Origin of the sequence: Marinobacter sp. ST-43, from assembly GCF_030541085.1 — a bacterium.
GTDB lineage: Bacteria > Pseudomonadota > Gammaproteobacteria > Pseudomonadales > Oleiphilaceae > Marinobacter > Marinobacter nauticus.
This window is the reverse complement of record NZ_JASSVO010000001.1, coordinates 336,000-348,861: the sequence shown is the minus strand read 5'-3', so window position 1 is coordinate 348,861 and position 12,862 is coordinate 336,000. Positions and strand designations below refer to the sequence as shown.

At 58.5% G+C, this 12,862-nt stretch carries 11 protein-coding genes and 1 pseudogene; 8 read left to right on the top strand and 4 right to left on the bottom strand.

All coding sequences use genetic code 11. The annotated features are described in order from the left end of the window. Positions 1 to 11: 11 nt before the first annotated feature. Positions 12 to 269, bottom strand: a pseudogene (locus tag QPL98_RS01645) (mercuric reductase); the annotation flags it as partial. Between the two features lie 106 nt (positions 270 to 375). Between QPL98_RS01645 and QPL98_RS01640 the strand changes: the two are divergent. The 6 genes from QPL98_RS01640 to QPL98_RS01615 all read left to right on the top strand — a co-directional run bounded on the left by QPL98_RS01640 (position 376) and on the right by QPL98_RS01615 (position 7,788). Then, positions 376 to 723: a hypothetical protein gene (locus tag QPL98_RS01640; protein WP_153740020.1), complete on the top strand. Its 348-nt coding sequence runs from the start codon at positions 376 to 378 to the stop codon at positions 721 to 723. A gap of 102 nt (positions 724 to 825) precedes the next feature. After that, a complete protein-coding gene (locus tag QPL98_RS01635) occupies positions 826 to 2,097 on the top strand; it encodes a TolC family protein (RefSeq protein WP_227548807.1) in 1,272 nt (423 codons plus the stop codon). Positions 2,098 to 2,120: 23 nt separating this feature from the next. Beyond that, entirely contained in the window at positions 2,121 to 3,335 is a 1,215-nt protein-coding gene (locus QPL98_RS01630; protein ID WP_009575228.1) for an efflux RND transporter periplasmic adaptor subunit, read from the top strand. 14 nt (positions 3,336 to 3,349) lie between these two features. Next, a complete protein-coding gene (locus tag QPL98_RS01625; RefSeq protein WP_044629832.1) occupies positions 3,350 to 6,496 on the top strand; it encodes an efflux RND transporter permease subunit in 3,147 nt (1,048 codons plus the stop codon). An 80-nt stretch (positions 6,497 to 6,576) separates the two neighbouring features. Continuing rightward, positions 6,577 to 6,771 carry a DUF6316 family protein gene (locus QPL98_RS01620; protein ID WP_044629833.1) on the top strand — a complete coding sequence of 65 codons (195 nt, stop codon included), beginning with the start codon at positions 6,577 to 6,579 and terminating at the stop codon, positions 6,769 to 6,771. Between the two features lie 108 nt (positions 6,772 to 6,879). Continuing rightward, positions 6,880 to 7,788: a cation diffusion facilitator family transporter gene (locus tag QPL98_RS01615; RefSeq protein ID WP_042924023.1), complete on the top strand. Its 909-nt coding sequence runs from the start codon at positions 6,880 to 6,882 to the stop codon at positions 7,786 to 7,788. Between the two features lie 106 nt (positions 7,789 to 7,894). On the opposite strand, the gene QPL98_RS01610 is transcribed toward QPL98_RS01615, so the two are convergent. Further along, positions 7,895 to 8,800, bottom strand: a complete 906-nt coding sequence (locus tag QPL98_RS01610; protein WP_153740021.1) for a cation transporter — start codon at positions 8,798 to 8,800, stop codon at positions 7,895 to 7,897. A 78-nt stretch (positions 8,801 to 8,878) separates the two neighbouring features. On the opposite strand from QPL98_RS01610, the gene cadR reads away from it, so the two are divergent. Both cadR and QPL98_RS01600 read left to right on the top strand, forming a co-directional pair. Then, a complete protein-coding gene (gene cadR / locus QPL98_RS01605; protein ID WP_219144139.1) occupies positions 8,879 to 9,289 on the top strand; it encodes a Cd(II)/Pb(II)-responsive transcriptional regulator in 411 nt (136 codons plus the stop codon). A 70-nt stretch (positions 9,290 to 9,359) separates the two neighbouring features. After that, positions 9,360 to 9,509, top strand: coding sequence for a hypothetical protein (locus QPL98_RS01600; RefSeq protein ID WP_080530605.1), 150 nt, complete (start codon positions 9,360 to 9,362; stop codon positions 9,507 to 9,509). Between the two features lie 122 nt (positions 9,510 to 9,631). Here QPL98_RS01600 and guaA read toward each other — a convergent pair whose 3' ends face one another. Both guaA and guaB read right to left on the bottom strand, forming a co-directional pair. Further along, complete coding sequence (guaA, locus tag QPL98_RS01595; RefSeq protein WP_014421253.1) at positions 9,632 to 11,209, bottom strand: glutamine-hydrolyzing GMP synthase; 1,578 nt, start codon at positions 11,207 to 11,209, stop codon at positions 9,632 to 9,634. 65 nt (positions 11,210 to 11,274) lie between these two features. Then, entirely contained in the window at positions 11,275 to 12,738 is a 1,464-nt protein-coding gene (gene guaB / locus QPL98_RS01590; RefSeq protein WP_199453938.1) for an IMP dehydrogenase, read from the bottom strand. Positions 12,739 to 12,862: the final 124 nt, after the last annotated feature.

Genomic DNA, 12,862 nt, shown 5'->3' with positions numbered 1-12,862 from the left:
GGAACGCAGCCTTACCCGGCACAACAGGACAATTGAGTCACGTCCTTGGTAAAAGTCTGGGCGCAGTGCTTGAGCCCTTCCACTGTGGTCCGGTAGGGAAACAGCTCTTCAGCCAATTTCTGCACGGTCATATTGGCCCGCATCGCCATGACCGCCGGCATGGCGCGAAGATCGAGCATAGCGTCGCCGCCGGCCATATTGATCCCGGCCCGGCTGCCCCCGGCGGCAGCCACATAGACGAACTGCGGTTGGTCGGTGCAATCGCCCGCCACTCAGGGCAGCGCACTACGGACACACGTAACGCCATGGGAGTCCAGTCCTTTCTATGTGGTTGCCTTTCTGCTAGGCTCACGATCAAATTCCGGGACCACTTGCATGATTAAACGCTGTTTCATAGTCGCAATGACGCTGTTGATTGCTTTGCAGTCAGTGGCATCTATTGCCTATGAAGCACAACCGCACAACCCCGCAATGCCACATTATGATGAGCATTCACACGAATCAGCGGATTTTTCCAGCGAAAATCAGGCAACCAAGTCGTCTCCCGACAGCCCCAGTCATTCAGCGGACCATGGCCATCACAGCCACAGCTGCTTTCACATGGTGTTGCTGGGAACCCTCACAGACATTTCCGGCTTGGCTGCGGGAATAGTACAGTCCGACTACCAAGCCAACTTCACCACCGGGGTTCAATCCTCCCTTTTCCGCCCTCCCGTTTCCTGACCCTGCGAATACCTTCCCCACCCGGGGAACAACTGTCATTTAGACTTTCGTAGGAGCAGCCTCATGCTTTTCAGAATGCCCATGAAAACTGGGCGGCGCGCAATGCCGTCCCACTCTATTATCCATGCCTTTTCCCTTCTAGCGCTGGCATTCGGTGCTGCCCTGGCACACGCCGGGGAGAAACCGCTCACTCTGTCCGAGGCCCTCTCGCGGACCATGGCGCAAAACCCCGGCCTCCAGGTCTTCGATTTTCGCCTTCAGGGCCTTGATGGCCGCCGCATTACGGCAGATCAAAATCCTGCCCTGGAGGCCGGCCTGGAAGTGGAAAACTTCCTCGGCAGCGACAATCTGCGAGGAGTTGACGGGGCAGAGTACACCCTATCCCTGTCATCGGTTCTCGAACTTGGCGGCAAGCGTCAGGCCCGCGTCAGCGTGGTTGACTCACGATACGGGCGCGTCGAGGCCGAGCGCCGGGCCGAGACCCTGGATGTGCTCGGACAGGTGACCCAGCGCTTTGTCGCCACCCTGGCCCTGCAGGAAAAACTCCAACTCGCCGCTGAAGCCGTGGCGCTGGCCGAGGCCACCCACGAGATCGTCACCCGTCGCGCCGACCGCGGCGCGGCGCCCCAGGCCGAAGTCCTGCGCGCCAGGGCCGCGCTCACCCAGAGTCGTATTGAGCAGTCCCATCTGCGAGCCGCCTACGAGAGCCGGAAAATGGCTCTGGCTTCCCTGTGGGGTGATACCAGCCCGGACTTTCAAATGCTGGAAGGCGACCTGTTCCAGTTCGGTTCCTCCGACAACTTCGTTGCTCTGTACCAGCGGGTCAGCGACAGCCCGGCCATTCAAATCTACGCCAGCGAACAGCGTATCCGCGAAGCGGAAATTCAGCTGGCGCGCAGCCAGTCCGAGAGCGACATCCGTTGGCAGGTCGGCATCCGGCGCTTCGAAGAGACGGATGATACGGCCTTGACCGCTGGGCTCTCGGTACCGCTCTTTTCCGGACGGCGCAATCGCGGCGAGGTGCAGGCCGCCCTGGCGGCGCGGGATGAGGTCCGATTCCGCCGGGAGGATACCCTGCTGCGCCTCCATTCGCGCCTGTTCGACGCCTACCACTTGCGGCAACAAAGCATCGAGACTGTTGAGCAGATTCGCAGCCAAATGCTTCCCGACCTGACCGAGGCACTCACTCAGACCCGCGAAGCCTATGAAAACGGCCGCTACAGCTATGTGGAGTGGACCGCCGCACAGCGGGAGCTGCTCTCAGCACGGGAGGCACTGGTCGACGCCGCCACCACGGCGCTGCTCAACCAGGCGTTGATCGAACAACTTACGGCGCAGCCACTCGCGACTGTTCCGGGCGCCCCGACGCGCTAACCCACAAATTCAGGATTCACACCATGCAACTGATAAAACAACTCTGTCTGATTCTGGTGGCCACCTGCCTTGCCATCAGCCCCTTACAAGCTGCCGAGGAACAACACGACGAATCGCAGGCAGAGGCCAGGGGGCCTCACGGCGGCATACTGCTGCAACAGAACGACGCCACCGTCGAACTGCAGATCTTCGAGCAGGGGGTCCCACCGGAATACCGGGCCTGGGTCACCAGGGATGGCCGCGCCGTTACTGATGATATTGACCTCAATGTCCAGCTCACCCGCCTGGGTGGGCAAGTGGACACCTTCGACTTCGCCTACCAGGGGGACTACTGGCTGGGGGATGGCGTGGTGACCGAACCCCACTCCTTCGACGTAGAAGTGAGCCTCGCCATGGACGGCAAGAACTACCGCTGGCACTGGGAATCCCACGAAGGTCGCACCCGGATCGCCCCGGCTATCGCCCGAAAAGCGGGTATCACAACGGCCGCAGCCGGGCCGAGTGCCATCGAGCGCAGCCTCACCACCTACGGCAGCCTGACCACGGCACCGCAGCAGATTGCCCGGATCCGCGCCCGTTTCCCGGGCGTGGTCAGCCAGGTGAAGGTCAATCTGGGCGATCGGGTCGAGCGTGGTGACGTGCTCGCTCAAGTCGAGTCCAACGAAAGCCTGCAAACCTACGCACTGCGAGCGCCCATCGACGGGATCGTCATTGAGCGTCGGATCAGCAACGGAGAAATGACCGGGGAGCAACCCCTATTCGCCATTGCCGATTTGACCACTCTGTGGGCGGAATTCAAGGTCTTCCCCGGCCAACGGGCCGAGGTTGCCATTGGCCAGAAAGTCCGACTGAAGGCTGACGGCATTGACCGGGAAGGCACCATCCGCCACCTGCTGCCGGCACCCGGCAACGCGCCCTACACCCTGGCCCGGGTCGAAGTCGACAATGCCGAGGGACTGCTGACCCCCGGTTTGCTGGTGGCCGGGGATATCGTGGTGGAAACGGTGGAGGCCCCCTTGGTGGTTGACAACCGCGCCCTGCAATCCTTCCGGGACTGGACCGTGGTGTTTATTCAGGTGGATGACACCTACGAGATCCGCCCACTGGAGCTGGGCCGCAGCGACGGCAACCTGACTGAGGTGCTGGGCGGCCTGCAAGCAGGCGATCGCTATGTGGTGGAAAACAGTTATTTGATCAAGGCCGATATCGAAAAATCCGGCGCATCCCACGACCACTAACCCAGGAGGCTTTGATGATAAACGCCATCTTACGCTTCTCGGTAGAGCGGCGGTTTTTAACGTTATCCCTTATTCTGGTGCTGGTCGGCGTGGGCGTGTGGAGTTTTCAGCGCCTGCCCATCGACGCGGTGCCGGATATCACCAATGTCCAGGTACAGATCAACACCGAGGCACCGGGCTATTCGCCCCTGGAGGCAGAGCAACGCATCACCTTCCCGGTGGAAACGGCCTTGTACGGCCTGCCCAACCTGTCCTATACCCGGTCCCTGTCCCGCTACGGCCTGTCCCAGGTCACGGTGGTGTTCGAGGAAGGCACGGACATCTATTTCGCCCGCAACCTGATCAATGAGCGCTTGGGCGCCATCAAGAGCGCGCTGCCACCCGGGCTGGAGCCGGAGATGGGTCCCATCGCCACCGGTCTTGGCGAGATCTTCATGTACACCGTAGAAGCCCTGCCCGGTGCCACTCAAGCGGATGGCAGTCCGCTGGACGCTACGGCACTGCGTGAGATCCAGGACTGGATCATCAAACCCCAGTTGGCCCAGGTGCCCGGCGTGATCGAGGTCAACACCATTGGCGGCTACGACAAGCAGTACCACGTCACGCCGTCGCCCCAACGGTTGCTGGAGTTCGGCATCACGGTGGATGAACTGGTCAGCACCCTGCGGGCCAATAACACCAATCGCGGCGCCGGCTATATCGAACGCAACGGCCAACAGCTGTTGGTGCGCTCGCCCGGGCAGCTGGCCACCATTGGCGATATTGAACAGGTGGTGATTGCCAACCGGGATGGTGTGCCAGTCCGGGTAGCCGATGTAGCTGAAGTGGCCATTGGCAAGGAGCTGCGCACCGGCGCCGCCACCCGCGACGGCAAGGAAACGGTGATGGGCACCGCCATGATGCTGGTGGGGGAAAATTCCCGGGCGGTAGCACAGGCGGTGGCCGAAAAGCTGGAGGCCATTCAGCCCTCCCTGCCCGACGGCGTCAAGGTGGAGGCGGTATACGACCGCACAGCCCTGGTGGACAAGGCGATTGCCACGGTGGAGAAGAACCTGCTTGAAGGGGCACTGCTGGTGATCGTGGTGCTGTTTCTGTTGCTGGGCAACCTGCGCGCCGCCTTGATCACGGCAGCTGTCATTCCGCTTTCGATGCTCGCCACCATCACCGGTATGGTGCGGTCTGGCGTATCCGCCAATTTGATGAGTCTGGGGGCGCTGGATTTCGGCCTGATCGTCGACGGCGCGGTCATCATCGTCGAGAACTGTATCCGGCGCCTGTCCCAGGCCCAGCACCAGGGTCAGTTGGCCCTCAAGGAACGTCTGCAATTGGTGTTCGAGGCCACCAACGAAGTGATTCGTCCCAGCCTGTTTGGTGTCGCCATCATTACTGTGGTGTACCTGCCGATCTTTGCTCTCACCGGGGTCGAGGGCAAGATGTTCCACCCCATGGCGGCCACTGTCGTAATGGCACTGCTGGCGGCCATGGTGCTGTCACTGACCGTGGTGCCCGCCGCTGTTGCGGTCTTTATGGGGGGCAAGATCAGCGAAAAGGAAAGCCCGGTAATCAGCGGTGCTAAATCGCTCTACAGGCCTGCGCTGCGGGTGGCTATGAGGTTCCGCTGGCTGGTGTTGGGCGGCGCGACCACGCTGGTAGCGGTCTGTCTCTGGCTGGCGACCACCCTGGGGTCGGAATTTATTCCACAACTGGATGAAGGGGATATTGCACTCCATGCCCTGCGCATCCCGGGCACCGGGTTGGAGCAGTCCATCGAGATGCAATCGCAGCTGGAAGAACGGCTGAAGGCCTTTGGGGAGGTGGACAAGGTGTTCGCCAAGATCGGCACGCCGGAAGTGGCCACCGACCCCATGCCCCCCAGCGTAGCGGACAACTTTGTTATCTTGAAGCCCCGCAGCCAATGGCCGAACCCAGACAAAACCAAGGATGAACTGGTGGCGGAAATGGCAGCAGCGGTGGAAATGCTTCCCGGCAACAAGTATGAGTTCACCCAGCCCATAGAAATGCGCTTCAACGAACTGATCTCCGGCGTGCGCGCCGACCTCGGCATCAAGGTGTTCGGCGATGACCTGGATCAGCTGCTGGCATCGGCCAACGACGTCCTTGAGGTTGTGGAATCCATGGAGGGCGCCGCCGATGCCCGGGTCGAACAGGTGACCGGCCTGCCCATGCTGTCGGTACACCCCAAGCGCATGGCGCTATCCCGCTACGGGCTGACCGTGGATGATCTCCAGGATCTGGTGGCAGCCGGTGTCGGGGGCGAAAACGCCGGCCTGATTTACGAAGGCGACCGCCGCTTCCAGTTGGTGGTGCGTCTTCCCGAAGACATCCGCCGGGATGTGGACAGCCTCGCGGACCTACCTGTCCCCCTGCCGGACGGTGGCTATGTGCCCCTGTCGGAAGTGGCCGAGCTGGAGCTGGCTCCGGCGCCCAACCAGATCAGCCGGGAAAACGGCAAGCGTCGGGTGGTGGTCACCGCCAACGTGCGGGACCGCGACCTGGGCGGATTTGTCGAGGAAGCACAGGCGCGCATTGCGGACGACGTGGACCTACCCGCCGGATACTGGCTGGATTACGGCGGGACCTTCGAGCAACTGCAGTCCGCCAGTCAGCGGCTTGCCATCGTGGTGCCCGTGACCCTCGCCATCATCCTCGCACTCTTGGTGATGGCCTTCGGCTCCCTCAAAGATGCCTTGATCATCTTCACCGGCGTGCCACTGGCCCTCACCGGCGGGGTTCTGTCCCTGTGGCTGCGAGACATGCCCCTGTCGATCTCGGCGGGTGTTGGCTTTATCGCCCTCTCCGGGGTGGCGGTGTTAAACGGCTTGGTGATGATCGCCTTTATCCGCGATCTGTGGCACGAGCAGGGTGACCTGATGAAGGCCATTGTCGAAGGCGCCCTGATCCGCTTACGGCCGGTATTGATGACCGCCCTGGTAGCAAGCCTCGGCTTTGTACCCATGGCACTCAATACCGGCACCGGTGCCGAAGTACAGCGTCCTCTGGCGACCGTGGTGATCGGCGGGATTATCTCGTCCACCCTGTTGACGTTGTTTGTACTCCCTGTGCTCTATGCGCTGTTGCATGGCAGAAGTGCCAGTAACTCCACGCCCACAGGCGACATTAATCACGACACTGATAGTTAACCAACACTCCATCGTGGGGGGGGAATCTCCCCATGATTTTTTCAATGTTCTTTTATTGCGGTTTATATCCTGGAAAGACTATGAACGATCCACCCAAGCAACGAATAGATGACTTGAAAGAAGCCTCACCCTTTCGAACACATCGCATCCACGCCATCAACAGTGACTGGTATTTTTTAACCCGTGAAGGTCAAAATATCGGGCCATTCCCGAACAAAAAAGCGGCCGAAGACAGCCTTGCGGAACTCCTGAAAACTGTCAAAATGGATGAGTAGCCAATGGCCCAAAATCCACAAAGTCGCCAAGGTACAGGCGACCAGGCACAGAGTAAGCTGAATACAGCAGATGCCTCTTTATAAATAGCCACCAACTAGGTTAACCCAATGAGTCACGACCATGTGCATATACCCCCCGAGACCAAGGATAAACGCGTTGCCATCGCCATCTGGGCGAACGGGATCCTGACCCTGGCTCAGATTGGGGGAGGTATCTTTGCCGGCAGTCTCGCCCTTATCGCAGACGCCTTGCATAACTTCTCTGACATGGCCTCACTCGTCATCGCGTTCGCGGCGCAAAAAATTGCGCGCCGCCAGGCTGACGCAAGGATGACCTTTGGCTACGGACGCATTGAAATCGTTGCAGCTCTCATCAACTACACTACCTTGATCATTATCGGGATCTACCTGGTTTACGAAGGTGGCATGCGGATAATCGATCCTCCAGAGGTAAAGGGCTGGTGGGTCGTCTGGCTTGGTGGTATCGCTCTGGCTGTGGACGCCTTGACAGCGTTGCTCACCTATTCGATGCAGAAAGACAGCGTCAATATCCGTGCACTGTTTCTTCACAATCTGTCGGATGCACTCGCGTCGGTCGCCGTGGTCATTGGCGGGACTCTTATTTTGCTCTACGACATGCGCTGGGTTGATCCTGCCATCACCATCGGTATCGCGGGCTATATTCTCTACCTGGGCCTGACAGAAATCGGCGGCACCATCAGAACACTCATGCTGGGTAGCCCGGTGGACATCGATACCGATGCCGTCATTGTTGCCCTCTCCAACATCGAAGGCGTTATCGACCTTCACCATGTGCATTTTTGGCAGATGGGCGAACACGATGCCTCGCTGGAGGCCCATGTGATTATCGAGGAAAGTGCATGGGATCAGCTTGAGAATATCAAATACAGGATAAAACAGGCTCTGGCGCAGGAATTCAACATACGTCATTCAACACTGGAATTCGAGCACCCGGACCACATGCACAAGGATGCCCACACCTATGGGCACGGTTGACAGAAAATTCTCCATAAGCATCGGCGAGAGCGGCGACTATTTTAATAGGCCGCCCAGGCGCGGAATTTTGCCGGCATGAATCCGAGCAGCGAGAAAGAGCCAGAGACTAATAGCGCAGTTGCAGAATACGCCGGGCGCCATTCAGCACAATCAGCCCGATGATCAGACCAATGACCAGGTCGGGATGACGGGAGCCCGTCCAGGCGACCAATACACCGGCGACGATAACCCCCACATTGGCGATGACATCATTAGCCGAAAAGATCCAACTTGCTTTCATGTGTGCGCCGCCGTGCCGGTTTCTTGCGATAAGCACCAGACACCAGACGTTGGCCGCCAGGGCCACAAGACCAAAACCCATCATTAACGCGGATACAGGTTCGCTGCCGAAGACAAATCGCCGCCCGACTTCAGCCAGGACTCCCAGCGCCAGAATCAACTGAAGCCAACCGGAAAAATGCGCAGCGCGCAGCTTCATCCGTACACTGTGTCCAACGGCATACAGTGCCACGCCATAGACGGCGGCATCAGCAAACATGTCCAAAGAATCCGCGATCAAGCCAGTGGATTGCGCCAGCCAGCCTACTGTCAGTTCAACCACGAACATAACGCCGTTGATGGCCAGCAACCACTTCAGTATACCGGCTTCGACCTGGGCGGTTGCCTCTTCCTTCTCCCTGGCCAGGACTAGATCCCCTTCCCCCACCGGGGTGGTTTTTTCCAGCGTGGCACCCAGCCCCAGGGAGCGCATCCTCTCCTCGATGGCAGCCCCATTGTCGCCATGGAATACCCGCACCTTCCGATTCGGTGTATCGAACTCCAGTAAAACGCGGGGCTCAATACTGTCCAGAGCCATGCGGATCATCCCCTCTTCCGACGGGCAGTCCATTTTTGGTACCCGGTAGTCACTGACATAGCCATGCTGCAAAGCTACGTCAGTATTCGCTATCCCAGAGGTGGGGGCACTGGCAATCTTGTTGCTCTGACAGTTGTCATTGCACGGGTCAGACATCGAATAAAGCCCTTGTGGATGTACAGACAGCCACTATAAACTCTATAACAACTATAGAGTCAATCGGAATATTGAGAGATGATGAAAATCGGCGAACTGTCGAAAGTGACTGGCTGCTCCGTGCAAACCATCCGGCATTATGAAAAGGAACATTTGATTGCCTCTGTAGAACGCAGTGAAGGCAATTTTCGCCTGTACGATGAAGCTGCCGTTGAGCATTTGCTGTTCATCAAGCACTGCCGCAGCCTGGATCTCAGTTTGCCGGAGATCCGGCAGTTGTTGGCTTTAAACCGGTCACCCGGTGCGCAATGTGATGATGTGAATCGGATGATGGATAGGCATATCGAGCAGGTGGAGGCGCGTATCCAGGAACTAACCAAACTGAACGAGCAACTGAGAATGCTGCGCCGCAGCTGTTCAAACCGTCGGACAGTCGAGCAATGCGGCATATTGCGGAATTTGTCGGCTACTCCGGTTTCGAGCGGCTGACACCCGGTTCCAAAAACTCTCCTGAACGTTCTGTAACAGGGGCATTTTTCCAGCGTAGGCGCCGACCGCAATGGTGAGAGAAGAACTGCACAGCGGAAAACCGGTCAGTCTGTTGAATGACTGGTTTACCACCTATGACGGCTATTACCTGTATTACCCGAGTCGCCGTCAATCATCCCCGCTGTTTCGCTTGCTGGTGGATGCACTGAGGTTCAAATAGAAAAACCGGGTAATTCCAGGTAATTAATCAAAGTCCAAAAACAAACAACCCGGCAATGGCGCCGGGTTGAATGAACGCCTGTCATTGACAGACGGTTACCAGAGAGTGCCCGTCGTTGCCGGCTACTCCCACTCAATGGTTGCAGGCGGCTTGGAAGAGATGTCGTAGGTTACCCGCGAAACACCGGAGATTTCGTTGATAATCCGGTTTGACACGGTTTCGAGCAATTCATACGGCAGGCGCGCCCAGCGAGCCGTCATGAAGTCGACGGTTTCAACCGCGCGAATAGCGATGACATATTCATAGCGACGGGCATCACCCACTACACCCACTGATTTCACCGGCAGGAAGACGGCAAACGCCTGGCTGGTCTTGTGGTACAGATCAGCACGGTGCAACTCTTCCAGGAAGATCGCGTCGGCACGGCGGAGGATGTCCGCGTACTCTTTCTTGACCTCGCCGAGGATACGAACGCCCAGCCCCGGCCCCGGGAACGGATGGCGATACACCATGTCGTATGGCAGACCCAGCTCAAGGCCGATCCGGCGCACTTCGTCTTTAAACAGCTCGCGCAGCGGCTCTACCAGCTTCATCTTCATGGTTTCCGGCAAGCCACCCACATTATGGTGGGATTTGATGACGTGAGCTTTACCGGTTTTGGACGCCGCAGATTCGATTACGTCCGGGTAAATGGTGCCCTGGGCCAGCCAGTTCACATCTTTGATGTTGGCCGCTTCGTCGTCGAACACGTCAATGAAGGTGTTACCGATGATCTTGCGCTTCTGCTCCGGGTCGTTCACACCCTTGAGCTTGGACAGGAACAGATCTTCGGCGTCAACCCGGATAACCTTCACGCCCATGTTACTGGCAAACATGTCCATCACCTGATCGCCTTCGTGCAGACGCAGCAGGCCGTTGTCCACGAACACGCAGGTAAGCTGGTCACCGATGGCTTTATGCAACAAAGCCGCCGTAACCGAAGAATCCACCCCACCGGACAGGCCCAGCAACACTTTGTCGCTGCCGACCTGCTCCCGGATCTGCCGAACCGCGTCATCCACGATTTTCGCCGGCGTCCAGAGCGCTTCGCAGCCACAGATGGTCATCACGAAGTGTTCCAGAATTCGCTTGCCTTGCAGCGTATGCGTCACTTCCGGATGGAACTGGACACCGAACAAGCCGCGGCTCAGATCCTGCATGGCTGCAATCGGCGCACTTTCAGTGGAAGCCAGCAGTTCAAAACCTTCAGGCATGGCCACCACTTTGTCACCGTGGCTCATCCACACATCCAGCAGAGATTCACCGGCCGGCGTCAGATGGTCTGTAATGTCCGCAAGAAGTGGACCCTTGGCACGCACTTTCACCTGGGCGTAACCGAACTCCCGCTTCTCGGAACTGGCCACCCGACCACCGAGCTGCTCAGCCATGGTCTGCATGCCGTAGCAGATACCCAGGACCGGGATGCCCCGATCAAACAGACCTTCCGGCGCGCGCGGGCCACCCAGCTGGGTTACCGATTCGGGGCCGCCCGCCAGAATAATCCCCTTGGGATTGAACTCGTTGAGCTCGTCATCGGTGATATCGAATGCCTTGATCTCGCAGTAAACGCCGATTTCGCGAACGCGACGGGCGATCAACTGGGTGTACTGGGAACCGAAATCGAGAATCAGGATACGGTGGTCGTGAATGTTCTGGGCCATGGAGTCCTCGGGCTGTAAAGAAACAACGCGGCCCGGAAACCGGGCCGCGTCTGATCAGGCAAAGATTAACCGATTCGGTAGTTGGGCGCTTCTTTGGTGATGGTCACATCGTGAACGTGACTCTCACGCATACCGGCATTGGTAATGCGAACAAACTCGGGCTTGGTACGCATTTCGTCCATAGTGGCGCTACCGGTGTAGCCCATGGAGGCCCTGATACCGCCAACCAGTTGATGCACGATATTGCGCATCGGGCCTTTACAGGCCACACGGCCTTCAATGCCCTCCGGCACCAGTTTCTCGATGCCTTTGCTGGCATCCTGGAAATAACGGTCGCTGGAACCCTGGCCCATCGCGCCGATAGAGCCCATGCCACGGTACGCCTTGTAGCTGCGGCCCTGGAACAGTTCGACTTCACCCGGAGCCTCATCGGTGCCTGCCAGCAGGCTGCCGATCATGACGCAGTGAGCGCCAGCAGCAATGGCCTTGGCGATGTCTCCGGAGAAGCGGATACCGCCGTCTGCAATCAGTGGCACACCGCGGTCCTTCAGGGCAGCGGCGACATTGGAAACCGCAGAAATCTGGGGCACACCAATGCCGGCGACGATCCGGGTGGTACAGATGGAACCGGGGCCGATACCTACCTTCACAGCGTCAGCGCCAGCTTCGGCCAGCGCGATGGCAGCATCACTGGTGGCGATATTACCGCCAATGACCTGAACATCCGGGTAGTTTTGTTTCACCCAGCGAACCCGATCGATCACGCCCCTGGAATGGCCATGGGCGGTATCAACCACAATCACATCCACGCCGGCTTCTGCCAGTGCGGCAACGCGAGCTTCGGTGTCGCCGCCAGTGCTGACCGCGGCACCAACTCGCAGGCGCCCCTGCTCGTCTTTGCACGCTAGCGGGTAGTCCTTGGCTTTCTGGATGTCTTTTACCGTGATCAGGCCACGGAGCTGGAATTGGTCGTTTACCACCAGAACTTTCTCGATGCGGTGGCGATGCAGAAGCTCTTTTACCTCGTCCAGATCGGCGCCTTCCTTGACGGTAACGAGCTTGTCCTTGGGCGTCATGATGTCCCGCACCGGAGTATCCATGCGGCTTTCGAAACGGATATCACGGCCGGTCACGATACCGACAAGGTCATTGCCATCCACAACCGGGAGGCCTGAGATATTGTTGGCCATGGTGATATCGACCAGCTCGCGCACGGTGGTCTCGGGAGATACGGTGATCGGATCCTTGACCACGCCACTTTCGAACTTCTTGACCTTGCGGACAGCAGCCGCCTGCTGCTCCACCGTCATGTTCTTGTGCATGATACCGATACCGCCTTCCTGGGCCATGGCAATGGCCAGCTCCGCCTCGGTTACCGTATCCATGGCCGCCGACACCAGCGGAATATTCAGGGTAATACCCTTGGTCAGCTGGGTTTTCAGGTCGACCTGGTGAGGGAGAACTTCAGAATATCCGGGCACGAGCAGAACGTCGTCAAACGTGAGGGCTTCTTCGGCAATACGCAGCATTGGGATCCGCCTTTTGAACATGCTAAGTTGGGAATTTCCGTGCCGCACCCGCGGCGGTGCGACAAAGCAAAATCCTTAATCGATCTATTATAAAGTGGTGCGTAAGGACAGTAAACCGCGCGGT